General features: G+C 61.9%; 29 protein-coding genes. 11 read left to right on the forward strand and 18 right to left on the reverse strand.

Going from position 1 to position 26579, the window contains the following annotated elements; genetic code table 11:
* The first annotated feature begins 7 nt into the window (after nt 1–7).
* A complete protein-coding gene (locus A4E33_RS11295) occupies nt 8–430 on the forward strand; it encodes a UPF0146 family protein (protein ID WP_292348217.1) in 423 nt (140 codons plus the stop codon).
* Here A4E33_RS11295 and A4E33_RS11300 read toward each other — a convergent pair.
* Nucleotides 403–1911, reverse strand: a complete 1509-nt coding sequence (locus tag A4E33_RS11300) for a replication factor C large subunit (protein ID WP_292348218.1) — start codon at nt 1909–1911, stop codon at nt 403–405. The two genes, A4E33_RS11295 and A4E33_RS11300, sit on opposite strands and share 28 nt — an antisense overlap.
* A 38-nt stretch (nt 1912–1949) precedes the next feature.
* Between A4E33_RS11300 and A4E33_RS11305 the strand changes: the two genes are divergently transcribed.
* The 4 genes from A4E33_RS11305 to A4E33_RS11320 all read left to right on the forward strand — a co-directional run bounded on the left by A4E33_RS11305 (nt 1950) and on the right by A4E33_RS11320 (nt 5403).
* A complete protein-coding gene (locus tag A4E33_RS11305; protein ID WP_394334380.1) occupies nt 1950–3062 on the forward strand; it encodes a methanogenesis marker 2 protein in 1113 nt (370 codons plus the stop codon).
* On the forward strand, nt 3005–3769 hold the full coding sequence (mtxX, locus tag A4E33_RS11310) for a methanogenesis marker protein Mmp4/MtxX (protein ID WP_292348220.1): 765 nt from the start codon (nt 3005–3007) through the stop codon (nt 3767–3769). The genes A4E33_RS11305 and mtxX overlap by 58 nt, the downstream gene beginning before the upstream one ends.
* Before the next feature lie 197 nt (nt 3770–3966).
* Nucleotides 3967–4170, forward strand: a complete 204-nt coding sequence (locus tag A4E33_RS11315) for a histone family protein (RefSeq protein WP_292348221.1) — start codon at nt 3967–3969, stop codon at nt 4168–4170.
* 312 nt (nt 4171–4482) lie between these two features.
* Nucleotides 4483–5403 (forward strand): S16 family serine protease, encoded by a 921-nt coding sequence (locus tag A4E33_RS11320; protein WP_292348223.1) that lies wholly within the window; start codon nt 4483–4485, stop codon nt 5401–5403.
* Between the two features lie 66 nt (nt 5404–5469).
* Here A4E33_RS11320 and hisB read toward each other — a convergent pair whose 3' ends face one another.
* From hisB to A4E33_RS11350, 6 genes are all read right to left on the reverse strand, one after another.
* Complete coding sequence (hisB, locus tag A4E33_RS11325) at nt 5470–6048, reverse strand: imidazoleglycerol-phosphate dehydratase HisB (protein ID WP_292348225.1); 579 nt, start codon at nt 6046–6048, stop codon at nt 5470–5472.
* On the reverse strand, nt 6045–6755 hold the full coding sequence (hisA, locus tag A4E33_RS11330; RefSeq protein WP_292348227.1) for a 1-(5-phosphoribosyl)-5-[(5-phosphoribosylamino)methylideneamino]imidazole-4-carboxamide isomerase: 711 nt from the start codon (nt 6753–6755) through the stop codon (nt 6045–6047). Before hisA ends, hisB begins: the two co-directional genes overlap by 4 nt.
* A gap of 5 nt (nt 6756–6760) precedes the next feature.
* Complete coding sequence (gene hisG, locus A4E33_RS11335; protein ID WP_292348229.1) at nt 6761–7678, reverse strand: ATP phosphoribosyltransferase; 918 nt, start codon at nt 7676–7678, stop codon at nt 6761–6763.
* 8 nt (nt 7679–7686) lie between these two features.
* A complete protein-coding gene (locus A4E33_RS11340) occupies nt 7687–8892 on the reverse strand; it encodes a methionine adenosyltransferase (RefSeq protein WP_292348231.1) in 1206 nt (401 codons plus the stop codon).
* 444 nt (nt 8893–9336) lie between these two features.
* Nucleotides 9337–10791, reverse strand: coding sequence for a zinc ribbon domain-containing protein (locus A4E33_RS11345; protein ID WP_292348233.1), 1455 nt, complete (start codon nt 10789–10791; stop codon nt 9337–9339).
* A gap of 120 nt (nt 10792–10911) precedes the next feature.
* Entirely contained in the window at nt 10912–12279 is a 1368-nt protein-coding gene (locus A4E33_RS11350) for a hypothetical protein (RefSeq protein WP_292348234.1), read from the reverse strand.
* A gap of 244 nt (nt 12280–12523) precedes the next feature.
* On the opposite strand from A4E33_RS11350, the gene A4E33_RS11355 reads away from it, so the two are divergent.
* Both A4E33_RS11355 and A4E33_RS11360 read left to right on the forward strand, forming a co-directional pair.
* Nucleotides 12524–13894: a 4Fe-4S binding protein gene (locus tag A4E33_RS11355; protein ID WP_292348236.1), complete on the forward strand. Its 1371-nt coding sequence runs from the start codon at nt 12524–12526 to the stop codon at nt 13892–13894.
* Between the two features lie 48 nt (nt 13895–13942).
* Nucleotides 13943–15313, forward strand: a complete 1371-nt coding sequence (locus tag A4E33_RS11360; RefSeq protein WP_292348237.1) for a P-loop domain-containing protein — start codon at nt 13943–13945, stop codon at nt 15311–15313.
* Nucleotides 15314–15569: 256 nt separating this feature from the next.
* On the opposite strand, the gene sucD is transcribed toward A4E33_RS11360, so the two are convergent.
* The 8 genes from sucD to A4E33_RS11400 all read right to left on the reverse strand — a co-directional run bounded on the left by sucD (nt 15570) and on the right by A4E33_RS11400 (nt 21895).
* Nucleotides 15570–16448, reverse strand: a complete 879-nt coding sequence (sucD, locus tag A4E33_RS11365; RefSeq protein ID WP_292348238.1) for a succinate--CoA ligase subunit alpha — start codon at nt 16446–16448, stop codon at nt 15570–15572.
* A complete protein-coding gene (locus A4E33_RS11370; RefSeq protein WP_292348239.1) occupies nt 16445–17530 on the reverse strand; it encodes a succinate--CoA ligase subunit beta in 1086 nt (361 codons plus the stop codon). Before A4E33_RS11370 ends, sucD begins: the two co-directional genes overlap by 4 nt.
* Nucleotides 17527–18057, reverse strand: coding sequence for a 2-oxoacid:acceptor oxidoreductase family protein (locus A4E33_RS11375; protein WP_292348241.1), 531 nt, complete (start codon nt 18055–18057; stop codon nt 17527–17529). The genes A4E33_RS11370 and A4E33_RS11375 overlap by 4 nt, the downstream gene beginning before the upstream one ends.
* Nucleotides 18054–18842, reverse strand: a complete 789-nt coding sequence (locus A4E33_RS11380; RefSeq protein ID WP_292348242.1) for a thiamine pyrophosphate-dependent enzyme — start codon at nt 18840–18842, stop codon at nt 18054–18056. Before A4E33_RS11380 ends, A4E33_RS11375 begins: the two co-directional genes overlap by 4 nt.
* Nucleotides 18839–19942 (reverse strand): 2-oxoacid:acceptor oxidoreductase subunit alpha, encoded by a 1104-nt coding sequence (locus A4E33_RS11385; RefSeq protein WP_292348243.1) that lies wholly within the window; start codon nt 19940–19942, stop codon nt 18839–18841. The genes A4E33_RS11380 and A4E33_RS11385 overlap by 4 nt, the downstream gene beginning before the upstream one ends.
* Nucleotides 19939–20211, reverse strand: a complete 273-nt coding sequence (locus tag A4E33_RS11390) for a ferredoxin family protein (RefSeq protein ID WP_292348246.1) — start codon at nt 20209–20211, stop codon at nt 19939–19941. Before A4E33_RS11390 ends, A4E33_RS11385 begins: the two co-directional genes overlap by 4 nt.
* A 278-nt stretch (nt 20212–20489) precedes the next feature.
* Complete coding sequence (locus A4E33_RS11395; RefSeq protein ID WP_292348248.1) at nt 20490–21062, reverse strand: FumA C-terminus/TtdB family hydratase beta subunit; 573 nt, start codon at nt 21060–21062, stop codon at nt 20490–20492.
* Nucleotides 21059–21895 carry a fumarate hydratase gene (locus tag A4E33_RS11400; RefSeq protein ID WP_292348250.1) on the reverse strand — a complete coding sequence of 279 codons (837 nt, stop codon included), beginning with the start codon at nt 21893–21895 and terminating at the stop codon, nt 21059–21061. Before A4E33_RS11400 ends, A4E33_RS11395 begins: the two co-directional genes overlap by 4 nt.
* Nucleotides 21896–22195: 300 nt before the next feature.
* Between A4E33_RS11400 and A4E33_RS11405 the strand changes: the two genes are divergently transcribed.
* Nucleotides 22196–22348 (forward strand): hypothetical protein, encoded by a 153-nt coding sequence (locus tag A4E33_RS11405; protein ID WP_292348252.1) that lies wholly within the window; start codon nt 22196–22198, stop codon nt 22346–22348.
* Between the two features lie 69 nt (nt 22349–22417).
* On the opposite strand, the gene A4E33_RS11410 is transcribed toward A4E33_RS11405, so the two are convergent.
* On the reverse strand, nt 22418–23119 hold the full coding sequence (locus A4E33_RS11410) for a hypothetical protein (RefSeq protein ID WP_292348254.1): 702 nt from the start codon (nt 23117–23119) through the stop codon (nt 22418–22420).
* Nucleotides 23120–23292: 173 nt separating this feature from the next.
* Between A4E33_RS11410 and A4E33_RS11415 the strand changes: the two genes are divergently transcribed.
* The 3 genes from A4E33_RS11415 to A4E33_RS11425 all read left to right on the forward strand — a co-directional run bounded on the left by A4E33_RS11415 (nt 23293) and on the right by A4E33_RS11425 (nt 25371).
* Nucleotides 23293–24036: a 4Fe-4S binding protein gene (locus A4E33_RS11415; RefSeq protein WP_292348256.1), complete on the forward strand. Its 744-nt coding sequence runs from the start codon at nt 23293–23295 to the stop codon at nt 24034–24036.
* Nucleotides 24037–24370: 334 nt separating this feature from the next.
* Nucleotides 24371–25066, forward strand: coding sequence for a PsbP-related protein (locus A4E33_RS11420; RefSeq protein WP_292348258.1), 696 nt, complete (start codon nt 24371–24373; stop codon nt 25064–25066).
* A 53-nt stretch (nt 25067–25119) separates the two neighbouring features.
* On the forward strand, nt 25120–25371 hold the full coding sequence (locus A4E33_RS11425; protein WP_292348260.1) for a hypothetical protein: 252 nt from the start codon (nt 25120–25122) through the stop codon (nt 25369–25371).
* A 276-nt stretch (nt 25372–25647) separates the two neighbouring features.
* Here the strand turns inward: A4E33_RS11425 and A4E33_RS11430 are convergent, their stop codons facing one another.
* Complete coding sequence (locus tag A4E33_RS11430) at nt 25648–25905, reverse strand: hypothetical protein (protein ID WP_292348262.1); 258 nt, start codon at nt 25903–25905, stop codon at nt 25648–25650.
* A 100-nt stretch (nt 25906–26005) separates the two neighbouring features.
* On the reverse strand, nt 26006–26467 hold the full coding sequence (locus A4E33_RS11435) for a hypothetical protein (protein WP_292348264.1): 462 nt from the start codon (nt 26465–26467) through the stop codon (nt 26006–26008).
* Nucleotides 26468–26579: the final 112 nt, after the last annotated feature.

The following is a 26579-nucleotide window of genomic DNA, read 5'->3' on the forward strand; positions in this document are numbered from 1 at the left end:
CTGTTGGATGGACGGGTATAAACATATTGAGACGTGCATCGGCAGGTATATCGCCGGAGAATACTCCCGTGCCATTGAGGCGGGGATCGGCGGGAACCCCGGCGCCGCACAGATCCTTGCAGGGGAGAGAAAACTCCTTCTGGCAACCGACATACGGCCCATGCCCGTCCCGGACGGTATACCGTTTGCCGTGGACGATGTATTCGAACCGGACCTGTCCCGGTACAAAGGAGCTGACGTTATCTACGCCATCCGGCCGGCCGTTGAGATGGTCCCGCCGCTGATTGCGCTCGCAGAAAAGGCAGGCTGCGACCTGCTCGTGTACCACCTCGGGTTCGAGACGTACGGGGACGGGGGGGAGCGGATCGACTGCGGGGTGCTCCTCCACCGGTATTACCGGCATCAGAACCCGTCGAAGAGCGTCGACTGAGTCTTGGCCGGTTTCTTCTCTGCCGGTTCTTCCGGAACCGATGATACCTGCGGGGCCGGGGGCTCCTGTGCGGCGGGAGGTTTGTTTTTGGCCGGCGGCTCCGTTTTCACAGAAGCTTTTTTTGTTGCCGCCGGTTCCTTTTTCACCGCCGGTTCCTCCGGCACGATACCGGCTGCAGGTTCTGCCTTCTTTTTCTTCTCTGCCTTTGCCGACTTCAGCAGCTCCTTTTCCAGCGTTTTTTCCTTCTCCCGCTCTTCCTGTACAATGGCCTTTACGATTGCCGCCGACCGTGCCTTGTCGGCAAGGAAGAAGTTGAGCTGGTCCGCATCAAAGGAGAGGTCGCGGGCAAATCCTTCCGGATCGATCTCGACCAGCCGCGAGACCGTGCCGAGATACTGCTCCCGCAGGGTGTCCTGCGGGATCTGCATCATGCCGGCAACCTTGCCAAGGGTCGAGATCCGGATCGCCTTCTGCTTCTTTGCCACTGCCATCTTCTGCCAGCGGGCGGGGGGCATGATCCGCGTGTGGATCCCTCTCCCCCCCGCAGCATCGGCAACGCCGAGGAGCATGATTGCCGTGGCATAGCGCCAGAGCGTATGGTACTGGCGCCGGTAGGTGTAGCCGAGATACTCGTCGGCCCGCGAGAGAGCGCGGTACGCCTGTTCCATACCGGCCGGGTCGGGTATGAGGGGGATGCTCCCCTCCACCCACTGCTCAACCGTCTCCGGCGTGTCGTCCACCTCCCGGGAGAGACGCATCAGTTCCATATCAGGGGTCTTTGCAAACAGTGCCGTGATCAGGGAGAAGATGGATACCCGCTCGTCCTTTTGCGAAGTGTGAACCTCCCCGTCGTCGAGCGTCTCCTTCCCGATGGCCGAGGCGTAGAGCATGTTCACCGCCGAGCGGATGTCACCTTCCGCGCTCTCGGCAATGACGCGGAGCGCATTCTCGCTGCACCGGATCTTCTCCGAGGAGCAGAGGTACCTGAGCCGGGGCACGATGGACCGTGCCTGCACCGCCTTGAACTGGACCGGGTCGCACCGGTTCCGTATCTCGGGGGAGATCCCGTACAGGTCGTTTGCGATCAGGATGAGGGGCTGCCGGGCGTGGATGATGCAGTCCACGATTGCCTTTGCGCCGCCGCGATCGGCAGTACCCTGCAGGTTGTCCGCCTCGTCAATCAGGATCAGCTTGTGGGATGCCCCGCTCAGGCTCCCCGTGGTACTCCCCGCCCCGGCAACCCGTTCTATGACGGCGGCGGTCCGCTGGTCGCTCGCGTTCAGCTCGATGACCTCCCAGCCCATGTCGTTTGCAAGCGCGAGCGCACTGGAGGTCTTGCCGGTACCGGGTTTGCCGTACAGGAGCAGGGGCCGGGACCTCCTTGTCCAGCCCTTTGCCCAGTCCGCCATCTGCCGCACGGCTGTCGCGTTCCCGACAACATCCGCAAGGTGTGCGGGGCGGTACTTCTCAGCCCAGTCCATACTCACACGTTGGCCCCGTATCAAATAAATTATCTCTGATGAAACGAAACTACCTAACACCAATCGTACCCAACGACCAGGTACCAGGTGATGCCGTGGCAACGAACTGCTCCACAGACTCAATAGCAAAGGTAGTCCGGGAATACGAGGGCGTGAAGCGCAAGCACGCCATCGGGGAGATGGTCAAGGCGCTGAAGATCGACGCCCCGCACGTGGTTGCAGCGTTCGGCGAGGATGCCGCGGTGATCGAGCACGGCAGTGAGGCACTCCTCCTTGCAGCAGACGGCATCTGGAGCAGGCTGATGGAAGCGGACCCGTACTGGGCAGGATACTGCTCGGTGCTCGTGAACATCCACGACATCGCAGCCATGGGCGGCCACCCGGTCGCCATGGTGGACATCTTTTCCATGGCGAAGGGTACCGTCATGGAGAAGGTCGTGAAAGGGATGCACGACGCCTCGGAGCAGTTCGGCGTCCCGATCGTGGGCGGCCACCTCCATCCCGATGCCCCGTACAGTGTCATCGACGTCGCGATCCTCGGCTGCGCCCGGCTCGACTCCATTATCTACAGCAGCACGGCACGGACCGGCGATGCCGTGATCGCGGCAATTGACCTGAACGGGCGCGTGCACCCGTCCTGCATGCTGAACTGGGACTCTGTCACGATGAAGCCCGCTGCCGTTGTCCGTGCCCAGATCGCAGTTCTGGAAGAGATCGGCAAAAAACATCTCGTGACCGCGGGCAAGGATATCAGCAATCCCGGCCTCATCGGCACACTCGGCATGCTCCTCGAGGTCAGCGGGAAAGGCGCCGATATCGATCTTGCGAAGATCCCGAAACCCGACCTGGCAAAGAACAACATCACCTTCGATCTCTGGGTCCGGATGTACCCCGGAATGGGCTTTATCCTCACCGCGAAGAAAGCGGATGTGGACGAGCTGGTCCGGCTGTTCGCCGGCGTTGGAATGACTGCCCGGGAGATCGGCACCGTAACGGACTCCCGCGAGCTCCGGATCCATTACGAGGGGAAGGACACGCAGGTCTTCGACTTTGTCGGGAACGGGATCATGCACATCGGGCAGGAGGACATTGCATGCCAGGTACCCGGAAGCAGATCGGGATCGGGATCGAAGAAGAGCCGGAAAAAGTAGTTGCGAGCGCGAACGAGGCTGGCGGCCCGTTCGATGTGATCTGCTATTGCAGGCCCGGTATCGCAGACATAAAAACTGCCGGGCTGTACGTGCGGATCCTTGAGCACCCGCACCCGGAGCAGGCGCTGGTCGATGACCTCGCGTCCGGGAAGATCGATGCTGCTGTCCGCGGGACGCTGCCCTCCAATTCAACGCTCCGGGCCCTGAAGAAGGCGATGGGGGTCGGCCATCTCGAACGCATAGCCCTGCTCGAGACCGTGCACGGGAAAAAATTCCTGCTGACACCCGTGGGAGTTGACGAGGGCTGGACCGTTGCGGAGAAATGCGAGCTCATAAAGAAGGGGCGGGAGATTGCACAAAAGTTCGGTCTTGCGGAAAAAACCTGCATCCTTTCCGGGGGACGGCTGGGCGATATCGGCCGGCACCCGCAGGTGGATGCAAGCATGGCCGAAGCCGAGCTCGTAGCCCGGCTCACGGGTGCTACCCACTGCGAGATCCTCATCGAGGACGCAATCGAAACCTGCGGGCTCATCATCGCGCCTGACGGCATCTCCGGCAACCTGATCTTCCGGACCCTGACCTTTCTGGGGGGCGGGCACGGGCATGGCGCACCCGTGGTAAATATCAGCAGAATTTTCGTAGATAGTTCGCGCGCCTCTCCAAATTACACGAATGCGCTATTGCTCGCAGCATCGCTGCTGGAATAAAATTAAAAATAGAAATTTCCCTTATTTTCCAAAAAAAACGATTTAAACAGATATAAAAATATTCTGCGAAATTCTGAACTCCGTTTATTCCTAGCCCTGCAGGAAACCTTCCAATATCGTTTCGCAGTTCAATTTGGAGCCTTTTCCCAGAAAGTATTTATATATACCAATTGGATTTCTTCAATGAGGTTTAAAACATGGCAGATTTACCAATTGCCGCAGTTGTAAGGATTGCAAAGAAGAACGGAGCCGAACGCGTGGGCAGCGATGCCGCAGAAGCGCTCGTCATCAAGGCAGAGAAGTACATCGCCCAGCTGACCAAGGAAGCCAACAAGCTTGCCGAGCACGCAGGCCGCAAGACGATCAAGAAGGAAGATGTTGACCTGGCTGCAAAGCCGTAAGGTCCCTGCTTTTTTATCATTTGTTCCGATGGCCGGCGGTGTGCGGCCGGCACGGTTATCTTCCTGATGGTCCGGGTAGGATCGGGTACAACGACAGGACTCTCCTCCCGGAATACCAGTCCAGGGCAGACCACCGGAACTTTGGATCTCCCTTTTGTTCGTGGCCTGCTCTTCCCGGCAGGGTCAGGGTAATGCCCCGTCAAAAACAAGGCCGGGTCCCGGTTACCCTGTTGGGATACGGACTATGGTACAATGAGAAAGAATTTGGCGTGCTGCGAAAAATATCCCGGAACAGTAAACCGGAGGAAACTCATGAACGCCGTCCGGATCCTGACAATCCTTTTTGCACTATCATTACTGGTCAATATCGGCCTGATATTTGTGTACGCACCCTATGAACAGGAGCAGGTCGCCGGCCTTGTTGACCGGATCAACCTGCTGGGCCTGCAGAACATGCAGCTCGAGCAGCAACTGGCAGATGCCAATCTTACGATCCAGAGATCGGCAGGCCCGGCTGCTGCATCCCGCGTGCAGCTGTCCGGGGGCAGCACCGGCACACCGGCCATTCCTGCCGGAATCACCGGTGCGGCTTCCATGCTGGCTCCCTCGGTGAGCCAGTCAGTCCAGCGGGTGAGGAACGGGCCGTTCATCGAACAGGTCGTTGTCACGAACGGGTCGGTCATGAACATCTCGGTCACCGTCCAGCCGGGCCAGGGGAGGGTTCTCGTAGAGACAAAACCCCTGATGGGGATCGTCTTCCAGGACGCTGCCAATACAGCGGTCGCGGTTGCAGCGAACCGGACCGGGACCAACCTGAGCGGGACCGATATCCTCTTCTCCATCGAGGGGGACCGCCAGGTCGCTGCCGTGGACGGGCCGAGCGCCGGTGCCCTGATGGCCCTCCTCTGCATTGCAGCGCTCGGGCACCGGCCCATCGATCCTTCCGTAACCCTGACCGGGACGATCAACAGCGACGGCCATGTCGGTGCTATCGGGGGGATTCCGGAGAAGGCAGAAGCGGCAAAGGAGTCCGGGATGACACGTTTCCTCCTCCCGCGTGAGAATAGCCGGATGACCGTGTATGAACAGCAGATCCAGGACTATCGGGGGTTCCAGATGGTCAGGTATACTTCCCGGACTGTTGACGCAAAGACCTACATCGCCAATACAACAGGGATCAGGACTGAGTATATCGATACGATCGATGATGTCGTAGCAGCTGCGCTGAAATGATGTCCTCAATAAAACGGACCGGAGAAGTGCAGGACTTCCTCCCGAAGAAGAAGAAGCACCTGTCTCTCAAAACTTCCCCTTCGTGCTCGGCACACCTTTCTTCCCGGTCAGGGAAAGCGCCTCGCCAAGGGCGATCCCGAACGCCTTGAAGACCGCCTCGCACTGGTGGTGGTCGTTTTTGCCGGTGAACGCGATGTGCGCCGTGATGCCGGCGCGGTTGCAGAGCGAGTAGAAGAAGTGCTCGAAGATGTCCGACGGGATGGTGCCGACCGCTTTGTTGCCGAACGTGCCGGTGAAGACGAGGTACCCGCGCCCGCCGCAGTCAAGGGCGACTGTTGCGATCGCCTCGTCCATCGGGATCACCGCGTGAGCAAACCGCTTTATTCCCTTCCCGTCATTCATAACCTGCTTCACGGCGTCGCCGAGCACGATCCCGATATCCTCGATCGTGTGGTGGCAGTCCACCGCCAGGTCACCTGTCGCCGTGCAGGAGAGATCGAACCCCCCGTGCTTTGCCATGGACGTGAGCATGTGGTCGAAGAACGGCACGCCGCTCTCGGCTGCAGCCTTCCCGGACCCGTCCGCGTTCAGCTTCAGTACAATCTTCGTCTCTTTCGTATCCCGTTTCACCGTAACAGATCTCATCGGCATTCCTCCAGTGCATCTTTCAGGGTGATCTTCCCGCTGTACAGCGCAGAGCCGAGCACGGCGCCGTGCGCCCCGGCATCCCGAAGGCCGGCCACGTCCGCCCGGGTCGAGACACCGCCGGCGACCACGACCGGAATCCGGACATGGCCGATCAGCAGCTTCACCGGCTCAAGTCGCACGCCCTGCTGCAGCCCCTCGACGTCGACGTTGGTGTACAGGAGCGAACCGGCGCCGAGCTCCTCGAACTTCTTAGCCCAGCCAAGGAAGTCGCCCGCCGTCTCCTGCCAGCCGTGCACGGCGATCTGGCCGCCCTTTGCATCCACGCCGGGCATGATCCGGCCGCTGCCAAACTCATCGGCAAGGGTGCGGATGCAGCCAGGGTCCTGCGTGGCGAGCGTGGAGATGATAACACGGTCAACGCCGGTCTCCAGCCATTGGCGTGCATCGTCGACGGAACGGATGCCGCCACCAAGCTCAATCTCGGTGCCGGTCTTTTTGATTATTTCCCGGATGAGCCTGGCATTCTCCGAGCTGGTGCCGAACGCCCCGTCGAGGTTGACCACGTGGAGGGCGGTAGCACCCATAGAGAGCCAGCGGGTGGCACACGCGAGGGGATCGCCATACGCGGTGGCGCTCTCCCGCTTCCCCTGCACCAGCTGGACGCACTTTCCGCCCAGGATATCGACAGCAGGGAAGATCTTCATGGCAGTCAGCGGATCATCCGCTGGATGGACATGACGAGAATATCCCGTGCCCCGGCCTGTTTCAGCTGGCTGATCAGCATATACACCCGCTCCTCGCTCACGACCGCGTGGACCGCAACGAGTCCTTCGGACGATGCAACGTCCATCACCGTCGGGCCGGAGAGCCCCGGCAGAACGCGTTTCACCGCATCAAGGCAGCCTTTTTTAACGTTCATCATCAGGTAGCACTGGCCCCTGGCCCGGATAACGCTCTCGAACGCCAGGTGGATCTCGTCGATCTTCTCCTTCTTTTTCTCAAGCGAATCCCGGTTTGCGATCAGGTATGTGGACGTGACCAAAACCTCGTCGATGACACGGAGGCGGTTGGTCTTCAGGGTCGTCCCGGAGCTGGTGAGGTCAACGATCGCGTCCGCGATCCCGAGGTGAGGGGTAGCCTCGCATGCCCCGCCGACCTGGACGATATCGGCATTGATCTTCTTCCGGGCAAAGTACGTGCGGGCCATGACGGGGAACTCGGTTGCAACCCGGTGGCCGTTGAGCTCCCGGGGCGTCTGGATCTCCGAGTCCTCGTGGACAGCGAGCACGAGCTTCGCCCTGCCCATCTGGAGGTCGAGGAGTTCCTGCACATCGGCGCCGCGTTCGGTCACCATATCGTGGCCGGTGATGCCGAGGTCTGCCGCCCCGTTCTCGACGTAACCGGGGATGTCTGCCGGGCGGGCAAAGAGGATCTCGACATGGGGGTCGAGGGTCCGGGTGATCAGCCGGCGCTGCTCGCCGGACTCCGCCAGGTGGAGACCGCTCTTCTCGACCAGCTCCATGACCGGCGCAGCGATCCTCCCCTTGTTGGGGATGGCGAGCCGCACGATATCAGAAAAAGGTTGTGTGTCACGGGTTTTTTTTCCCGTCTTTTGCGCAGGGGGCATTGTACCGGTTAGAATGTCTTGAGTTTCCCGGCAATGACCTTTTCGGTGATGTTGGCGGAGATATGGGCCAGCTGGTCGTCGACAATGCCGTAGATGTCGTCGTTGATATCCTTCAGATTCACGCCGGACGAGGGAAGCACCTGGATGCTTGCAACGAGCGGCTGGTCGATGGGCTTGCCGATCTGGGAGAGGAGCCGGACGTACATCTCCTCGATCCCGTCGACCTTCCGGACACATTCCCGGGCGATCTGGGTGGAGAGGAGGTTATACATCTTGCCGATATGGTTGATCGGGTTCTTGCCGCTCGTCGCCTCCATGCTCATCGGACGGTTGGGGGTGATGAGGCCGTTGCAGCGGTTGCCGCGGCCCACCGAGCCGTCGTCTCCCATCTCGGCCGAGGTGCCGGTCACGGTCAGGAACACGCTCTTCTTTTTAATATCGTCAGCGGTGTTGACGTGGACAACCACCCTGCGCTTTGTGCTCTTCTTCGCAACTGCAGTGATCTCCTCTTTCAGGATATCCATGTACTCCACGTACTCGCGGATGTCCCTGCAGTACTTATCGACGATTGCGCACGCGATCGTGAGGGTGATTGTGTCCTTGTCCCGCAGGCCCATGATCTTGATGTCCTGACCGATGGCAGGATATTTCTTCCGGAGCTTCGTGTCGATATATTCAGCGGAGTTGCGGATGATCGTCTCGACATCAGAGAACGGGGCGTGCCCGACACCGAAGGATGTATCGTTTGCCCGTGGGACCCTGCCGTTGCCGATCTTGAAGACGTCCCGCAGGTCGGTCGATCCGGTACCGATCCGGCAGTCAATCATCAGGTCGCGGTTGGGCCGGATGTCGGGGAGGATCTTGTGGAGGTAGGTTGTCGCAGCTTCGACCGCTACGGCATCGACCGGGAGGTTGACGCCGTTGAATGACTTGGTCGCCCGCCCATCGATAAGAATGAAGATCGGGCGGATCATCCGGCCTCCCCCGAACTTCGGGCTCGACTCCCCGGCAACGACCTCGCCCTGGTCGGTGTTGTGGTGGAGGACGACCCCGAGCTCCTCAAGATACATCTTACAGAGTGCCTGGCTGATCGATTCTGCGATCCCGTCGGCCATGCTGTCGGGGTGGCCCAGGCATTTGCGCTCGACAAGCTCGTTCCGCTGCTTCTCCAGCGGGATCTGGTTCAGTGCTTCGATATGGATATTTCTCTTCACTGTTGTTCCTCGTGACACTTCGTTAGTATACAAGGGACTGGAATTCATATAACATTTCTGATACAGCAATTTTTGATGCGAGATGTATTACCCGGAGTGATTTGGAGGGGGAAAGTATCCGGAAGTATCTGATATGCTGGCATCGGTTATTGGTCCGATAATTACGGGCATTTCCACCCCCTTCGCGGGTCGCTCGGCCTCGTCGCCGGGCAAAGACATATCCCGGGAAAACGGGTAACTGAAAGCCGCAGCGGGAGCGCCCCCGCGGGGGCGGCAGCTCCTGTCACAAAGGGGGTATGGGGGTATCAGCCCCCATCATTGATCCCTGGATTATCGATCTCCGGTGTGATTTTCCGGAGAAAAAACACTACCGTGCCGACACACAGGGGTAATCCCAATGATCGATCAATAAACGAGGGAAAAACAAAGAGTCTAGGAAAAAACCTACCGTCTCAGGAACTTGTGGAGGATTGTCATCTCGGATCCCCGGGGAGCCTTCTTGACCGGCGGTTTTGTCGGCTGGGGCTTCTCGTCCTCGAAATCCTCATCGCCCGGCCCTTCGGCACGGGACGCAGGTACCGCCGGCCTCCGCTCCGCGGGGACGGTGTCGGCAGGGATGGGGCGCTTATCGCGGGCAGGCGGCGCTGAGCGGGCCGCCGTGTGAGGAAGGGTCCGGTTCTGTCCAAGGCGCGTCCCGCAGCCAGGACAGAAGTTCGCTTCCCCGGGAAGCTTCTTGCCGCAGTTATGGCAGAACTGGGGAATTTCCGCCGGCGGTTCCACCAGCTCTTCCGCGGCCGGGGCCGCGGGCTCCTGGAACAGCGGTTCACGGGTCCGTTCATGGATCCGCGGCCGCCGGGGCTCGACGGTTTCCCGCACCTCCGGTTCCACGACCGGCCGCCGCACGGCATGCTCGGAGATCTCCCGTCGCGGGGAACGGACCGGGGGCTGTGCCAGCGGTTTCATGGCGCTCTTCATGGCAACCTTCATCGCCGACTGGACCTCCGGCTTTTTCACCGGCGGGACATTGTCGCGGGGCGCCGGTGCGGCTTCAAACCCGGGCTCCTCCACGACCGGCACCTTCTTTGCCGGCTCCGGTACCTGCCGGACCTGCGCCCGCCGCGGGGGCGTGACCGGCTGGTCTGCAGCAGAAACCTCCTCTGCTGCCTTCGTGACAGAGATCAGCCGTTTTACGGGAGGCTGCTTCTCAAGTTCCTTGACCGGTTTCTTTGCCGGCCTCAGTTCCTGCGCTTTCACCGGGGTCCTTGGCCGGACCGGCGGTCTCTCCGCCTCCTCTTCCGGCTCCTTTGCCTCCGGTTCCTCTTTCTCCTCTCTTGCCTCCTCCGGCTGCCGGTGAGCGCCCTTCTTTGCCTTTCCCGGCTGCTCTTCCGACTTCTGGAGGAGCGCGATCCACTCGTCGATCTCGGCAGACCGGTCCATGCCGTTCTGGACAAAGACGATCTTCATCGTCTTGATCTCGTCATCCGGAGATCGGATGGACAGCACAAGGACCGGGTCGGAGTTCTCGGAATATTCGATGATGCTGCCGGCAAGGGTGTTCCGCGGGACGTCCTTTGCCGTCACCTTCAGTTTCTTCTCCTGAGTGTCGATGAGGAAGATGCGCCGGTCGGTCAGGTAAGCGTGAAAAAAGAATTTTTTGACGGAAACGTTCAGCGAGCCGATCAGCACCTGCTCGCCTTTCTGGAGATACGGGGAGAGCCCTCCTTCCTCCTCCTCTTCGCCAGCATCGCCGCCGGATGGAGGTGTGGCCGGAGCTCCTTTCTGAACCGCAGGGCCCGGCAAGGGCTGCTTCCTGCCCGCGCTGTCGGATTGTTTCTGCAGGCTTTCGGGGATCTTCTCCCCGCAGTACCCGCAGACGACAGTATCATCCCGAATATTCATCCCGCAACTTGGGCATTTCATCCGTAAACTCCGTTTCCGCGTATCAAGACCGGTAACTATAATGTTATCATCCGATATGAAAAATTCTCTGATCCAGATATCATTTCCGCGCAGCGGTTTTTACCTGCCTCCGGCGGCAATTACGCCCTCGGTTCCCTGTATGACAGAAAGCCGCTCCTCCTCCTGTTCCGCGGCAAAGAAGAACAGCTCGGCCTTCTCCCGGTTGGTGCACAGGAGCGCATTGATTCTGCACCGCACCGGGTCCCCGGACAGGAGACAGTCATCCGGCCCGACCCGGCCGAGCCGGCTGCTGATGGTTGTGGCAACGGGATCCGGAGATCCAAGCACATGGTACAGGCCCCGGTCCACGACAACAATGAGGACCCCCGGCTTCCCAAAACCCTCAGGATCGTCTGCCCGGAACGTCCCGTACCGCTCGTCGCCGTACGGGTTGAGGAACTCCCGGTAGAACGGGTCGTGCCGCTCTTTGAGCTGGGAGAGGAAGATGCCTGCCCGGAGGGGGAGGTACCGGGAGTACTTCGCATCAACCTGCGGCCGCAGGTGCGAAAAGGCCGGCCGTGCAAGGAGTTCCTCCAGCGTTGCCTGTACCCGGAAAAATGCATCCCCGCGGACACTGCCGCTGAACCGGAGCGGGACAGGACGGAAGTACAGGATCTTGCCGGCAACCGGAACGGCAAGGGAACCGTCTTTCAGCGTGCTGAGGAGAACGGAAGGCTTTGGCAGGACCGGTGTCTCCGGTTTCCCTGCAGCAGGGCGCTGGACGGGGGGTTTCACCGGGCCGGGACCGCGCGCCAGGGCCGCCCACTCCCCGGGCGTCCGGGTTTTGTCCAGCTGGCTCTTCCAGAGCGGATCGCGGACGGTGGCGATGGAGACGAGCCGGTAAGCCTGGCCGACCGGTATGAACTTCCCGCCGCAGCTGCTGCACTCGATATAAAAGTCCGTCCGGGGTACACCGAAGAGCTGCTTCCCGGTCACCCGCTCAAGGATCCCCGTCCGGCAGACCGGGCAGACATCCATCCACGACAGGGCCGGCCCGTCTCCCGCACCGCCGAGCCGTACCGACGGGGCCAGCGCCGAGGCGATGTGCCATGTCCATGGTGCAACAAGCCGGATGCCCCTGTGCTCGCGGTGCGTATGTTTGTTCGGGATCCGGGCCGGTTCTGCGATGCCGGCGCCCACCAGGACCTCTGCGATGACCTGCGCTGCCGCTGTTCCGGGGACTCTCAGCCGCTCCTCCAGGCACCGGTCGAGCCCGTCCTCCATGCCGCTGCCGGCATCCCGTGGGGTGGTGATGGCAAGGGCTTTCTGCGGCACCGCGTTCAGGCTCTCCATGGCCACCCCGAGCATCTCGCCGGTGACCGTTACCCCGCTCCTCAGGAACGGCAGCTGCGAAACCCGGTCCGTAACTGTCCTGCAGGCCCGTGAGAAGAGCTCCGGGGGAATGGGGAAGAACTGCGTTGCCGACATGGTGTTCTCAGACCCTTGGCGGGAAAAGGGGATAAATATGGAGGGACAGTCCCGGACAGGAGTATGGAGGGTGCGGGCCGTCACATGACTATCCTCTTCAAAGCGCGGGGCCGGTATATGAATTGGTAGCATGGCCGCGGGGTACACTATCACCCGGAAGAGCGATAATTGCGGGTTTGCCGTCTTCTGAATCTTTAAGCCCTGTACGTGCTTCTTATGAAAAACACAGTACATGGTGAATCCCATGAAAATCCACACGTCCATCAGGCGCATTGCCGCATCTGCCCTCCTTGCCGCCGGGCTCACGTACCCGGCATGCGCAGCGGTGTGCCCCAGGGGCATCGGGGGCTGCCCTGCCCCGGGCAGGTGTTTCCTGTATGTGGATGCAGACGCCAATACCCTCTGCGACTATACCGCCCGCACCGGTTCGCAGTCCGCGGGGTTCCCTGCCCGGACCGGTTCGTCCGGCCAGGCGCAGTCCTCCGTCCAGCCTGCTGTGCAGCAAACACAGGCATCCACGACAGTGCAGGCAACTGCAACACCGGTTCCTGCTGATCCGGCTTCAGCCGCGTCCATCCCACGCGTTACACCGCAGGAAGCCGAACCTGCCAATACAACTGCTGCAGCCACGGCCGATCCCGGGACGGTTACCGGGAACACGGCAACCGAAGGGCTCCTGGACACGCTGCATATTTCCGTGCCCGTCGCGGAGATACTCCTCTTCCTCGTCATGACCGGCATTTTCTTCCTGCTCTTCAGGAAGGGCATCGCAGGCATCCGGGAAGTGAGGCCCCGCCCGGCCCTTGCGCTTTCGGCCCTCTTCGGCCTCGGGACATCCCTCATGCTGACGAGCCTCCTCACCGGCAGCGCTGTCGCAGGTACGACACTGGCACTTGTCTACATGGCCGGAGGCACGCCCCTTGTCGCGTACCTCTGGTACCGCGGCACCATGACGCGGAGAATCGTGCTTGCCACGGCCCTGGTGAGCGTTTTTGCCGGGTTCGTCTTCGTTGCGCCGATCATGCCGATGGAACTTGGCGGGATTGTGAACGTGCTGTCCGGCCTGTCAGCCATGACCGCGGGCACCATCGTGATCTGCCTCGTTATCCTCTCAGCACTGGCGGCCGGCCGGGTGTTCTGCGGGGCACTCTGCCCGGTCGGGTTGCTGCAGGAATGTGCGTATGCAGTCCCGGCCCGGAAGGTGACGCTCCGCCGCACGGAGATCCCGGAGCTTGTCCGCGCAGCCGTCTTTGCCGTGACAGCCATTGCCGCCCTGTACCTTGTTGACCTGATGGCATACACGGGGCTGTATGATCTCTTCAGCCTGACCTTCTCGGCCGGGTTCATCGTTGCAGCGGCTCTCGTCCTCCTATCGCTCGTCTTCTACCGCCCGGTCTGCCGGGTCCTCTGCCCCTTCGGCGTCCTCTTCTCCCTGCCGTCCGCTGTCAGCATCTTCCGGATCCGGAGAACGGGGACCTGCACTGACTGCGGGAAGTGCGAAAAGGCATGCCCTGCGCGGGTTGCCGGCCGGGACGACCCGAAGAGGGAATGCTATCTCTGCGGCCGGTGCATAGACGTGTGCCCGGTAAAGACCGGGGTTGTATATCGCCGGTAATGACCGCAAACCCGCCAGCTTTTTTGTGCCCGGCATCAATCCGGATGTATGGCGCCGGAAGACCGGGAGTCTGCGTTCCGTTCGTTCCTGTCAGCGTGGACCGGGGAAGGTGCGGCTATCGACACCTCCTCCATCCTTCACGGCACCACGACGTTTATTGTCCGCTCGTTCGACCGTGAGGCACTCCAGTTCAGTTTCCCGCTCCTTGTCCGCCGAAACCTGTTGCATGAGACCGGGCTCGATCCGGCCGGGTCGGACGGTGCGGTCGCCGCCCTTATCGAGCGGGTCAAGGAGCAGGCACAAAGGACGCCGGAATTCGGGCCGCTCTACGGCAGCGGTGTCGCGGGATCCCTGCGGTACCGCGATACCATCGAGCCGTATACCGTTATCCATTCAGACGAGGCGATTGGCACCGCCCTCTGGAAAGCCGATGCCCGGAACTTCTGCGACCGGTCGGGTGTTCACCTGATTATCCGGGGCGCTCTCCCCTGCCCGCAGGGTTCGTCCGGGAGCGATACTGAGGTGGAGCGCCTGCTTGCTGACCTTGCACAGGGCGTCAGTGACAGCATTCAGAATGCCCCCCTCCTCCCGCTCCGGGCAGCATGGATCGCCTCGCTCGACCAGAAGATGCTCCGGCAGCAGCTGCCGGCGCTCGGCCTTGTCTCGTTTGTCGGCGACGGTTCGCACCTTGCCCGGAGCTTCACGCAGCACCGCCCGTTCTTCCGGGTTGCCGGGCCGCGGGACGGCGTCAGCATTCCGTTTGCATGCCCCGCTGACCTCGGGCCGGTGGAGGTGGAGCTGCCGGCAAGCGGCCGCACGGTCACCGGCCTCGGGATCCGGATGAAAGAAGTCTTTGCGGTGGCGGGATCGAATGCCCAAGGCAAGACCACCTTTCTCGAAGGCATCCTGGCGGGCATGGACGACCATCTGCCACATGACGGACGGGAACGGGTCGTAACCGTGCGGGGCGCCTGTACCGCGGAATCGACGAACATGGGCCTTGCCGGTGCCGACATCAGCATGTTCTTCCACGCTCTTCCGCCCGGTGTGAGCGGCACCGTGAAAGGGGCATTCGGCGCCGGCAGCGGTTCGATGTCAATGGCCCACCAGATGCAGACCGCGATCGCCCGACGATCTCCGCTGCTCATCATCGACGAGGACCGGGCAGCCCCGAACCTGCTCGTCAGGAGCTGTCTCCAGAAGGAAGAGATCACGCCCCTTGCCGAGATCCTTGCCCGTCAGCGGGAGATGATGGGTGACACCGCCCTTGTGTTTGCTGCATGCGCCATGGATACGCTGATAGCGCAGGCCGATCGTATCATGGTGCTCGACCGGCACGTGGCATTGGCTATTGAGCCGGCCGAATTCCGGCGCCAAGTGGCGGCCCTGCTCCGGAAGACGGCGGGGGAGATGGAATAACTTTTGATGAAGGATTGATGATTCAAATGAATGATGGGGGCTGATGCCCCCATACCCCCTTTATGACAGGTGCCGCCGCCCCCGCGGGGGTGCTCCCGCGGCGGCCTCAATTACCGGTTTTTCCGGAAACCGAACTTGTCCCGCCGTGCCCCGTGAGGGGGCCTGAGGCGGGCGTCCCTCATAAGCGCCCCCGCCCCCAACGGGGGCAGGGCTGGCGCAAGGGAGGGATAAAACACGAAAAATTTGGATGTATACTTCAGCACCCGCACCGGAACAGTTCCCGCACCATCTCTGGTATCTCGGAAACGCGGGACGCCACCGGTACGCCGTGCTTTTTGAGCCGGGCTATCTTGGACCGGGCATCGCCCTCGCCGCCCTCGACGATCGCGCCCGCATGGCCCATCCGCTTGTCGGGCGGGGCCGATACGCCGGCAATATAGGAGACGATGGGCAGGTTTGTCGACTTCGCACCCTCCTCCTCAAGGTTGCCGCCGACTTCGCCAATGAGGACGACCGCCTTTGTCTGGGGATCCTTCTCGAAGCGGGCGAGCACGTCCACGAAGGTCTGGCCGATGACCGGGTCGCCGCCAATGCCGACCACGGTGCTCTGGCCGATGCCGGCCCGGGTCAGCTCGTCCACGACCTCGTAGGTGAGCGTGCCGCTCCGCGAGATGACACCGACATTGCCGGTTTTGAAGAGCGCTGCCGGCATGATCCCCATCTTGACCTCGCCCGGCGAGAGGAGGCCGGGGCAGTTGGGCCCGATCACGCTCGCTCCCTCCATCTTCGCGTAGGCGAGCGCCCGCATGGTGTCCTGCACGGGAATATGCTCAGTGATGCAGACGATGGTTTCGATACCGGCGTTCGCCTCCTCCATGATAGCGTCAGCTGCAGCGCCCGCGGGAACGAATATGACTGCAGCGCCGATGTCATGCTCCTTCATGGCGTCTTTCACGGTGTTGTATACAGGCACGCCATGCACCTGCTGGCCGCCCTTGCCGGGGGTGACGCCCGCGACAACGCCCCGGCCGCCGACCTGCTTCGCGTACGCGTTCATCAGCCCGATGTGGAACTCGCCCTGCTTACCGGTGGCGCCCTGCACGAGTACGCCGGTCTTCCTGTCGCCGTAGATCATGCGGTAACCTCCACGGCCTTCTTCACGACAAGATCCATGGTGTCCAGCATCTCGTAGCCCTTCTCTGAGAGGAGCCGGCGGCCCTCCGCCTCGTTCGTGCCCGCGAGCCGGACAATGACCTTCTGGGAGATGCCCGCTGCAATGATCCCCTTTGCAACCTCATCGCACTTCGTGATGCCACCAAGGAGGTTGACCACGATGACCTTCACCGTCGGGACGCTTGCAACGAGCCGGACGGCGTTCATCACCCGCTCGCTCTCGGCCCCGCCGCCTACGTCGAGGAAGTTCGCCGCCTTCCCGCCGTAGTACTCGATCAGGTCGAGTGTCGCCATCGTAAGTCCGGCGCCGTTGCCAATCACGCCGATCTTCCCGTCCAGCTCCACATAGGAGAAGCCGTGCTTCTCTGCCTCCCGCTCGCGGTCGGTGAGATCGCGGTTGACCGTGATCCCCTGCCGGCCCAGCGCATTGTCGTCCACGATGATCTTGGCGTCCGCGGCAAAGATCCCCTGCGGCGTGCTGACCAGCGGGTTGATCTCGGCGAGGAGGGCGTCCTTCTCGATGAAGGTTTTGTACAGTTTGTTGATGACCGGCCCGATCTCCTTCGGTGCCGTCCCGACCAGCTCCCGGATCAGGAACGGCGGCAGCTCCTTCATCAGGGGGTTTGCCACGGCTTTCCGGATCAGCTCCGGGTGCTCCTTTGCCGTGACCTCGATCTCCACGCCGCCCGCCTCCGTGAAGAGGATGAGCGGCTGTTTGGAGGAGCGGTCGACCGTGATCGAGAGGTAGTACTCGTGCTGAATGTCGAGTTTCTGCTCGGCCAGGATCTCCTTCACCGGCAGACCCTTAATCTGCCTTGCGAAGAGCTCCTTTGCAACCTTCATCCCCGTGGCTTTGTCAGCCATAAGGATGCCGCCGGCCTTGCCCCGGCCGCCGACATCCACCTGTGCTTTTAAGACAAACGCGTCGCCGAGTTCGGCAATATGGGGGGTGAGTTCGTCGGGCGATCGTATCAGGATGCCGGCCGGGACGGGAATCCCGGCGGCCTTTATCACGTTCTTTGCCTCGTGTTCGCGCAGTTTCATGGCTGTTTCCCCAGCTGCAGGCCGAGCTGCATGGCTTTCAGGTTGAGGTCCTCGGTACCCTTCGGCACGGAGTCGAGGATGGCTTTTTTCAGGCTCTCCCCGCTCACCACGTGCGTGGCGGCGACGAGGGCCCCGAGCATGACGATGTTGGCTACGATATCCTTTTTCAGGGTCTGCTTCGCTTCCCGCGTTGCCGGCACCTCGATGCACCGGCACTTCGGGCGGGAGTGGACGAGCGTCGAGTCGATGAGCATCACGGCCGGGTCCTCCGCCGCCGCCCCGTACTTCTCGAACCCTTCCTGCGACATGATGACGTAGATGTTCGGGTTTGCGACCTTGGGGTACAGGATCGGGTCGTCGTCGATGATCACGGCGCTCATCGATGCCCCGCCCCGGGCCTCCGGCCCGTACACCTGTGTCTGGACCGCGAACTTGCTGTCGTACATCACCGCGGCCCGGCCGATGATGACGGCCGAGAGGATGATCCCCTGGCCGCCGAACCCCGAGAACCGGATCTCGTTCCTCATCGCTTCACCCCCATGGCCGGCCGGTTCCGCTTCGTCAGCTCGCCGACAACGAACATGTCCTCCGGGAGCGGCTGGCCCTGCTCGAGCAGCCGGTCGCGTTTTGCCCGGAGGAGCGAGTGGGTCTTTAAGAACTCGACATGGTCCATGACCTGCCGGAACTTGTTCCGGCGCCCGAACGCGGTGGGGCACTGGACGAGCGCCTCGATGAAGGAGAAGCCGGGCGTTTCCAGCCCTGCCTTCACCGCCTTCTCGAGCTCCTTCACGTGGTACGAGGTCCAGCGTGCAACGTAGTTGGCGCCCGCGGCAGTGGCGAGCTCGCAGAGATCGAACGGCGGCTCGGCGCAGCCGTAGGGCGTGGTGGAGGAGAGGCATTTCAGCGGCGTGGTCGGGCTGCCCTGCCCCCCGGTCATGCCGTAGATCTGGTTGTTCATGCAGACCACCGTCATGTCGATGTTCCGGCGGCAGGCATGGATGAAGTGGTTGCCGCCGATGGCCGCGAGGTCGCCGTCGCCCGTGAAGACCACGACGTGCAGGTCCGGCTTCGCCATCTTGACACCGGTGGCGAATGCCAGCGCCCGCCCGTGGGTGGTGTGGAGCGAGTCGGTGAGGATGTAGCCGGGCGCCCGCGAGGAGCAGCCGATGCCGGAGACAAAGACCGTCTCCTCCTTCTTCCAGCCCATCGAATCAACCGCGGCGAGCGTGCAGTTGATGATCGTCCCGTTCCCGCAGCCGGCGCAGTAGATGTGGGGGAGCCGGTCCTGCCGGTACCAGTCCTCGAAACTCATGCATTCCCCTCCAGTGCCGCAACGAGCTCGTCGGGAGTGTGAAGCTCCCCGCCCAGCTTCGGGATGCAATGGACCGGCACCTTTACGTGCCGCTGGATCTCGCGGGCGATCTGCCCGAAGTTCATCTCCGGGACAAGGAAGCGCTTCGCGTTCCTGAACTTCGCGAGCGCTTTCTCCGGGAACGGCCAGACTGTCCGGAGCCGGAGGAAACCGACGTTTTTGTCCTTCCGGTCGTGCATCACCTGCATGACCGTGCGGACCGGGCCGCCGTAGGCTACGAAGACCTGCTCCGCATCCAGGTTCACCACGTCATAGTCCGCCATCGCGTCCCGGGCATTCTCGATCTTGTCCACGAGCCGCTTCACGAGCGCCATGTGGAGCTTCGGGTTGGTTGCGCACGGGTAGCCCCGCTCGTCGTGGGTGAGGCCTGTCACGTGGACATGCCGGCCGGTGCCGAAGGTCGGGAATCCCGGAATCAGGTCAGGATCGGTTGCCCTGAATGGCGGAGTGCCGTCTACGAACGGCTTCCGGCCAATCCGCTCAACCGTGTCGGGAATGAGTATCTTCTCCCGCATGTGCCCGACCGTCTCGTCGGCCATGAGGAAGACGGGGACGCGGTACTGGTCGGCAAGGTTGAAGGCCTTCACCGTCAGCTCGTACATCTCCTGAACGGTTGCCGGGCAGAGGGCGATGATGGCATAGTCGCCGTGGGACCCGAACCGCGCCTGCATCATGTCGCCCTGCGCCGACATGGTCGGCTGGCCGGTGGAGGGGCCGCCCCGCTGGACATTGACGACCACGCACGGCGTCTCGGTCATGGCGGCAAAGCCGATGTTTTCCATCATGAGGGAAAAGCCGGGGCCGCTCGTCGCGGTCATGGCCCGGGCGCCCGTCCACGAGGCCCCGATGATCGAGGCCATGGACGCGATCTCGTCCTCCATCTGGATGAATACCCCGCCCTTCTTCGGGAGCTTTACAGCCATGTGCTCGGCGACCTCGGTCGAGGGGGTGATGGGGTAGCCGCCGAAGAAGTTGCACCCGACCGCGAGCGCCCCCTCGGCGCAGGCCGTGTTGCCCTGCCAGAATTCAGTCCGCGTCAATATTCGATCGCCACCTTATGGGGTTCGTAGGGCTCCTCCTCGATCCAGTGGATTGCCTGGTCCGGGCAGGTGAGCTGGCAGACACCGCAGAGCTGCCGGCCGTAGAGGTTACGGAGCCGGCAGTTGGTGCAGCGCTCGGGCCGGTCCAGCTCGGGCACGGCAACACCCTTGCGGTTGAGCTTTTTTCCCTCTCTGAAGATCTTGTAGGGGCAGACCTTTGTACAGAGGTTGCACCCCTTGCAGCGGGTCTCGTCGATGGCGAGTTTCATGGATCGGCAGTCCTGTTCGTTAGTACTATACGGGAACCGGTACTAAAAACCTCGTCTTTTGATCAATACAGATCGTATACGGGTCGGTGCTGACGCTCTCGGGGGCTCCAGCACAGTGTGCTTCCGCCCCCGCCGCTGGGGCAGCCCCCACATTGCGATATCTACTCAGAAGGTTGACACAAAACAGTTGGATATGTGTTTCAACCGGTAATGCAGAGGCATCGCAATGCGCCCCCGCCCCCCGCGCCGGGGGGCAGGGTTGGCGCAAAGGGGGGTAATCACTCCCCGCCGCTGCACGCCCCGGCCGAATACTCCTTAAAAGCCTTCTCCGCCTTCTCCCGTGCCGCGTCGAAGATGTCGTTTCCGTGGGAATCGATCGCCACGACCAGCGGGAACCGGTCGAGGCCGATGACCCACACAGCCTCAGCCATTCCGAGATCCTTGAAGAACACGCCGGCAACCGACATATGGGATGAAGCGAGTGCTGCACAGCCGCCGGTGAACGCGAAGTAGACACCTTTTCCCCTCAGCTGCTCCTTTACCTGTGCGCCCATCCCACCTTTCCCGATCAGCCCCCGCACGCCACGGCTGATGACAAAGCCCGTCAGATCGTTCATCCGTGTAGATGTCGTCGGCCCGGCAGCGATGACCTTCCCGTCCCGGATGACCGGCCCGCAGTGGTAGATGACCGCACCCTTCGGGTCGAATGGGATCCCCTTCTTCTGCATCCGGAGGTGCGCCTCGTCCCGTGCGGTGTAGACCGTGCCGGAGAGCTCGACGAGGTCGCCGGCATGGAGTTCCAGGATCTCGTCGCCAAGCGGGGTGCGGAGCTGGACCGGTTTTTCCGTCACGACTTCACCTCGATGGTCGCGTGCCGGTTCGCCCAGCACTGGATATTGACGGCTACCGGCAGCGATGCCGTGTGGCAGCCGGCGCTCTTCACCTTCGGGCCGCAGTCCGTGAAGTCCCCGCCAAGACCCATCGGCCCGATGCCGAGTTTGTTGACGGCGCAGAGGAGCTGCTGCTCGTACTCGCTCATTTTGTCAACCGGCTCGAGCAGGGCTTCCTTGGCGAGCGCCGCGGCGCCGTCGAACGTCCCGCCGATGCCGACCCCGATAATGACCGGCGGACATGGGCGCGATCCCGCGAGATACACCGTCTCAACCACGAACTTCTCGATCTTGTCCTTTTCGGTCGGGAGGAGCATTGCGATCCGCGACATGTTCTCTGCGCCGGCGCCCTTGGGCAGCACCGTGACCGTGAGCTTCTTGCCGGGTCTCACGTGGATCGCCGGCATCCCGGCGCCGGTATTGTTGTTCGTGTTGTGCCGGGTGAGCGGGTCCACGACATTGGGCCGGAGCGGGACCTCCTTTGTCGCCCGGTGCACGCCGTCGGCGATAGCATCGTACAGGTCCCGGGAATAGGGGGTGCCGGGCGGAAGGGTGAGGTACACAACCGGCACGCCGGTATCCTGGCACAGGGGCACCCCGAGCTGCCCGGCGGTCACGATGTTCTTTAAGATGTTGGCAAACTCCCCGCGGGCAACGGGGCTTGTCTCAGCGAGGGCGGATTTCCGGATGACCCGCACGACATCCTCCGGAAGGTGGATGACGGCACTTTTGTACGCCTCGAACGTGGCGTCGGCAAGAGCTGCATGGAGAGGATCCCTGGCCTGTTTCTTCATTGAAAGGTACTGGAGCGGGAGGCAATATAAGCGTGTGCGCCCGTGACCCCATCCTCATCCAACGTTGTACTTCGGGGGGTTTTTCCAGAGCTGAAAAGGACATTCAGGGCGCTCCGGTATACCGGTGAGATCGCTCTTCCGGATACTGGCAGTGCCGTCCTAGGGGCAAATGCTGCAATCCTCATAAACACCCGCGTCCCCCGTTTCCCCATGGAAGAATAATCCATCATTGCCGACCCGAAGCAGGAGGGGACCACGCTGCTCATACTCACGCTTGCCGGGATTGACGGGGCCTTCACCATGCTCTTTCTCATCTTCCCCATCATTGCTCTCGGCAAGAAGGCCCGGATAGAGAAGATCCTGCTGCTCATCGTGCCGTACTGCGGCGCCATGATCGTCACATCAGTCTTGTTTGCCCTGCGCCTGCGGCAGATCCAAGGCCGCTCCAGCTGATCCATGGAGCAGGCATTCCCGCGTTTCTGCCACACGCAGCCGGTGAAGGACAGGCCCCGCCATCCCCCCCTACCACCCGAGGGCCGCGATCAGGTCGCCCGTGCTGTCCTTCGGGACGTTCCCCTGCCCGCGGGGTTTGGTCACGAGCACGATGGAGTCTGCAAGCGAGATCCTGCGCCGGCCCTCTCCACCGATAGGGTACTCCCCGCTGAACCGCCGGAGGGCACCCGAGAAGGCTTTCACGATATCCGCCCGGTCCGAGAGCTGCCGCTCCCGCAACCGGGTCAGCCGCTCGAGAAGCGCGACGTCGATAAAGGTGGAGGAGAGCCAGTCAATCTCGCAGGTGTACCCGAAGATCCACGCGATCCGGGTACCGGCAAGGCCGTTCATCAGGTCGCCGGTATTCCTGCCCACCTCACAGGACCCGAGGAGGACGCCCTCGATGTTCCGGTACTGGGCCTTGTTCCGTTTGAGCTCCTTAAAGACCGTGGTGAGCAGAAGGCCCGGCGTCTCCCCGGCGCCCCCGACCGTCCGCCTGCTGCCGTGCGCCGCCACGTACAGGTACAGCCGGTTCTCCTTCGTGTGCGACAGGTCGTCTTTCAGCGCCGCCTGGAAGCCGTGCTTCTCGTAAAAGTAGGAGTGGTAGATGGCCAGGTGCTCGGAGAGGTTCCCCATTGCCTGCAGCATGGGGAGGACCGAGGCCCGGCGCCGGTTCTGGTCCGGGGTCCACCACGGGCTTTCGATGACAAGGATCGCCTTCCGGGGCATCATGGACAGGTCTGGGCATATGGTATAAAAAAATACTGATGGGGGCCGGTGCAGGCCGTGGCCGGTGGGGGCCGGGGAGGAACGATCGGGCGCTTTGCTACCTTGTCCGGCAGCCGGAGAGCAACAGCCATAAGTTGCCGCCCGTCCCACGCTGATCCCCACACGGAGAATATCCCATGGCCCAGAACCCGTCATCAAGGCAGAAGATACGAAAAGTCCTGCTGATCCTCACGTTCATCCTTGTCCCGGTCACGATCTTCTTCATCTCGCCCATCATCCTGATGATGGGGGCGTCGGAGGGGATCGCCACGGGCGCGTTCATCCTCGTCATCCTGCTCTTCCTCCTCTCATTCGTGGTTGGCCGGCTCTGGTGCGGCTGGTGCTGCCCGATGGGGGCCTGGCAGGAGATATGTTCGCCGGTCACGAAACGCACGGTGCCCGCGGGCTGGCCGAACTGGATCAAGTATATCGTCACGGTGCTCTGGCTGGGCATGATCGGGTTTGCCTTCAGGCAGGCCGGGGGGATCCTGGGCATTGACATCTTCTACGGGACGACAAACGGTATCTCGGTTACATCCCTGCAGACCCTCGTGATGGTCGCGGCCATCTTCGCCATCATCCTCTCCGTCGCATTCATCGCGGGCCGGCGCGGGTTCTGCCGCGTCCTCTGTCCGATCGCCGGCATCATGGCCGCAGGTCGTAAGATCCGCAACGCGATCGGCTGGCCGGCCCTCCGGCTGGACGCGGATGCTGCAAAATGCACCGGCTGCAAAACGTGCTCACGGGAGTGCCCGATGGGCCTTGACGTGAACGGCATGGTCCGTTCCGGGGAAATGGAGCAGGCGGACTGCATCCTCTGCGCCAGCTGCGCCGACACCTGCCCGCAGGGCGCTATCTCGTACGGCGTGAAGGGGAAGTAACTCCCGCTGTTTTTTGAACTTTGGGGAAACCGGCTCTGGAGAAATCCATTCCGACAACGCAATCAGTGGAATTGCGAGGGTGACTCCCTCTCTCCTCGAAGAACGCTGGCGCGTTCTTCTCAACCTCCCTGCGGTCGGTCCCCGGAGGGGGGAGGCAGCCCAAGAGGGCAAGCCCCCTTGACCCCCGGATACGGCCTGCTCCACGGGACGAGGGTTGACAGACCCCGAGCGCCCGTGGCTCCATCACTATCAAATACAATCCCTATTTTGATTTCTCCAGAGCCGGTTTTTTTAGTCCCAAACTTATATCCCAGACCCGGAGAAACGGGGGAGTATGAAGAACAGTCTCATCCTCATCCTGCTTATCGCAGTACTCCTTGTTGCCGGCTGCACAGGGCAGAACCCGTCCCCGGCAACCCCGGCCCCCACCGCCGTTCCCGCAACCCATACCATCCCGCCAACGGCCCGTACCACGATCCCGCCGGCCCCGCTGGTGACCGAAACAGCACAGTCCACATTTATCGTGACCTCAGTCCCGGCCGCGACAGCAACAGCCCCCTCCGCGGCCGGCGGTCCGGCAAAGACCTACACCAACAAGGAGTTCGGCTTCGCCTTTGATATGCCGGCTGGCTGGACCACAGAAGGCGAGTGGGTGACCACGGCCGGGGGATACGAGAAGAAGTACAAGATCTACTTCGACGAGCCGATGAAGTCAGCGCTGCAGTACGTGACGATCACGGGCGGCGCCTCCGGTCTCAATCTCGAGGATTTCTATAACATCTACATGAAACAGTACCAGGCCGACCCGGAGGTCAGCATCGTGAGCCAGGAGTCCGTGCAGATGGACGGCACACCGGCCAAAAAGCTCGTCATGATCCGGGGTACGGGGGAGAACGCCCTCGAGTCGATCATCATCATGACGATCAAGGGCAACAACGCCTACTTCTTCGAGTTCACCACGCGCAAGGGGCAGTTCGCCACGTATGCGCCGGCAACAGAAAAGGTCTTGGATACCATTCAATTCATCTGATCATGAAAACCGGGGGAAATGACTAAAATCCCCTGCGCCAATTTCACTGTAGAATGAATATTCTCGCGCCGCGGCCCTGGGACACCATCTCGTATGCCGCCGTCTGCATCATCGCCCTTGCCATGGCGGTCTTTACCCTGTTTTTCCTCTCCACCCATTGCGAGTGGGTATACCAGCAGACCGGCATCCAGGGCGCCTGCGGCCTCGGGTACGGCTGGGGTATTTTCACACTCGCGTTCCTCGCGATTGCCGCATACTCCGGCCGGGAGCTGTACCTGCTCCTTGAGGAGCGGCAAGAAAACTGAGACTGCGATCACATGTTCCGGGGAATCGGTCAGCAGTATCGGGCTCGTCCCAGGGCTCTTTCCCTGAGAAACCGGGTATACCGTTGGTGCATGGATTGCCGGCAGTCAACTACAGCATCATGACTGCGCTGTCCGCCCTCTCTTGCTATTACGGAATATTCCCGAAATGCTGACACCCTTCCTGATCAACGGCTCCTGCCTGCCGGAGCACCCCGCTCCACCCGCGGAGTGCACCTGTTCGGGACCAGCTGATGGTTTCATCCCAACGGGATCCTCTCATTCCCCCCGCCGCTCCCTCACCGCCATGGCAATCCGGTACAGGCTGTATACCGCGCCGGCAAGGAACATCGCGGAGCAGATGACGATGACTGCAGTCTTCTCCGCCCCGCACTCCCCGTCGGTCTTCCCCCATACCGGGAGACCTGCGCAGTTGGGCGCGATGAAGAAGAGCACGAACCCGAGCGCGGAGAGCGTGGCGATAAGGACGATGAGCCAGGGAAAGAGCGGGCTCATACCGGGGGTGTCCTGTTCCATGAGCCGTGGTTGAACGGGGGAGATGATAGGGGTTGCGGGGCCGGGCCAGGGATCCCGGGGAAAAAACCCGGTCCAGCACCGTATAAGCTCCCCGCTCCGTTCAGATCCTCTGGTCCCCGATCACCCAGACCTGGCCGGTGTCCGGGTAGGTGGCAACGATCACGATATTGACCGGCAGGCTCTCGTTGCCTGCCACGGCGGTCCCCTGCAGGGTCACCTCCGCCCCGTCCCGGAACGCGAGCCCCTCCGGGGGCGTGATGACGAGCGGCAGGCGCGATGCAGCGATCGCCGACTGGTTGGTGACCTCGCGGTCATTGACAAAGAGTGTCAGGACCGGGACCTGGTTGTGGTGCTTCGAGCCGTCGGGCTTCATGACGATATGGATGGAATCCGGGCCGGTCCGCACTGCCGGCGCGGCATCGCCGGGCATGGGTATGCAGGCGCACCCCTTCATGCTTACAAGGAAGAGGACGATTGGTACTGCGATAACGAGCATGCCAAACGCCACCCAGATGCGGGGGATGCGTTTTGTTCTCCAGGATGCGGGCTCATCGCGGTCCATCGGATCTCCTGATCAGGGTTTATAGTAATCTGTTTAATATGTTCCTGTTTATCGCTGCTCCATTGTCCCATCACGGCCGCAAAGATAAAAACACAAACAATAAATCGATTTG

The sequence above is a fragment of the Methanoregula sp. PtaB.Bin085 genome (assembly GCF_002067035.1).
In the GTDB taxonomy this organism is placed as follows: domain Archaea; phylum Halobacteriota; class Methanomicrobia; order Methanomicrobiales; family Methanospirillaceae; genus Methanoregula.

Coding starts and splice junctions, on each gene's coding strand:
- A4E33_RS11410 (WP_292348254.1), bottom strand. CDS start 23,119: ATGATGCCCCGGAAGGCGATCCTTGTCATCGAAAGCCCGTGGTGGACC.
- A4E33_RS11360 (WP_292348237.1), top strand. CDS start 13,943: ATGGCGCCGGAAGACCGGGAGTCTGCGTTCCGTTCGTTCCTGTCAGCG.
- A4E33_RS11415 (WP_292348256.1), top strand. CDS start 23,293: ATGGCCCAGAACCCGTCATCAAGGCAGAAGATACGAAAAGTCCTGCTG.
- A4E33_RS11375 (WP_292348241.1), bottom strand. CDS start 18,057: ATGAGGAACGAGATCCGGTTCTCGGGGTTCGGCGGCCAGGGGATCATC.
- hisA (WP_292348227.1), bottom strand. CDS start 6,755: ATGAAGATCTTCCCTGCTGTCGATATCCTGGGCGGAAAGTGCGTCCAG.
- sucD (WP_292348238.1), bottom strand. CDS start 16,448: ATGATCTACGGCGACAGGAAGACCGGCGTACTCGTGCAGGGCGCCACC.
- A4E33_RS11350 (WP_292348234.1), bottom strand. CDS start 12,279: ATGTCGGCAACGCAGTTCTTCCCCATTCCCCCGGAGCTCTTCTCACGG.
- hisB (WP_292348225.1), bottom strand. CDS start 6,048: ATGAGATCTGTTACGGTGAAACGGGATACGAAAGAGACGAAGATTGTA.
- A4E33_RS11405 (WP_292348252.1), top strand. CDS start 22,196: ATGCTCTTTCTCATCTTCCCCATCATTGCTCTCGGCAAGAAGGCCCGG.
- A4E33_RS11305 (WP_394334380.1), top strand. CDS start 1,950: ATGAAACGAAACTACCTAACACCAATCGTACCCAACGACCAGGTACCA.
- A4E33_RS11430 (WP_292348262.1), bottom strand. CDS start 25,905: ATGGAACAGGACACCCCCGGTATGAGCCCGCTCTTTCCCTGGCTCATC.
- A4E33_RS11425 (WP_292348260.1), top strand. CDS start 25,120: ATGAATATTCTCGCGCCGCGGCCCTGGGACACCATCTCGTATGCCGCC.
- A4E33_RS11380 (WP_292348242.1), bottom strand. CDS start 18,842: ATGAGTTTCGAGGACTGGTACCGGCAGGACCGGCTCCCCCACATCTAC.
- A4E33_RS11400 (WP_292348250.1), bottom strand. CDS start 21,895: ATGAAGAAACAGGCCAGGGATCCTCTCCATGCAGCTCTTGCCGACGCC.
- mtxX (WP_292348220.1), top strand. CDS start 3,005: ATGCCAGGTACCCGGAAGCAGATCGGGATCGGGATCGAAGAAGAGCCG.
- A4E33_RS11300 (WP_292348218.1), bottom strand. CDS start 1,911: ATGGACTGGGCTGAGAAGTACCGCCCCGCACACCTTGCGGATGTTGTC.
- A4E33_RS11390 (WP_292348246.1), bottom strand. CDS start 20,211: ATGAAACTCGCCATCGACGAGACCCGCTGCAAGGGGTGCAACCTCTGT.
- A4E33_RS11355 (WP_292348236.1), top strand. CDS start 12,524: ATGAAAATCCACACGTCCATCAGGCGCATTGCCGCATCTGCCCTCCTT.
- hisG (WP_292348229.1), bottom strand. CDS start 7,678: ATGCCCCCTGCGCAAAAGACGGGAAAAAAAACCCGTGACACACAACCT.
- A4E33_RS11370 (WP_292348239.1), bottom strand. CDS start 17,530: ATGAAACTGCGCGAACACGAGGCAAAGAACGTGATAAAGGCCGCCGGG.
- A4E33_RS11295 (WP_292348217.1), top strand. CDS start 8: ATGGACGGGTATAAACATATTGAGACGTGCATCGGCAGGTATATCGCC.
- A4E33_RS11315 (WP_292348221.1), top strand. CDS start 3,967: ATGGCAGATTTACCAATTGCCGCAGTTGTAAGGATTGCAAAGAAGAAC.
- A4E33_RS11345 (WP_292348233.1), bottom strand. CDS start 10,791: ATGAATATTCGGGATGATACTGTCGTCTGCGGGTACTGCGGGGAGAAG.
- A4E33_RS11435 (WP_292348264.1), bottom strand. CDS start 26,467: ATGGACCGCGATGAGCCCGCATCCTGGAGAACAAAACGCATCCCCCGC.
- A4E33_RS11420 (WP_292348258.1), top strand. CDS start 24,371: ATGAAGAACAGTCTCATCCTCATCCTGCTTATCGCAGTACTCCTTGTT.
- A4E33_RS11320 (WP_292348223.1), top strand. CDS start 4,483: ATGAACGCCGTCCGGATCCTGACAATCCTTTTTGCACTATCATTACTG.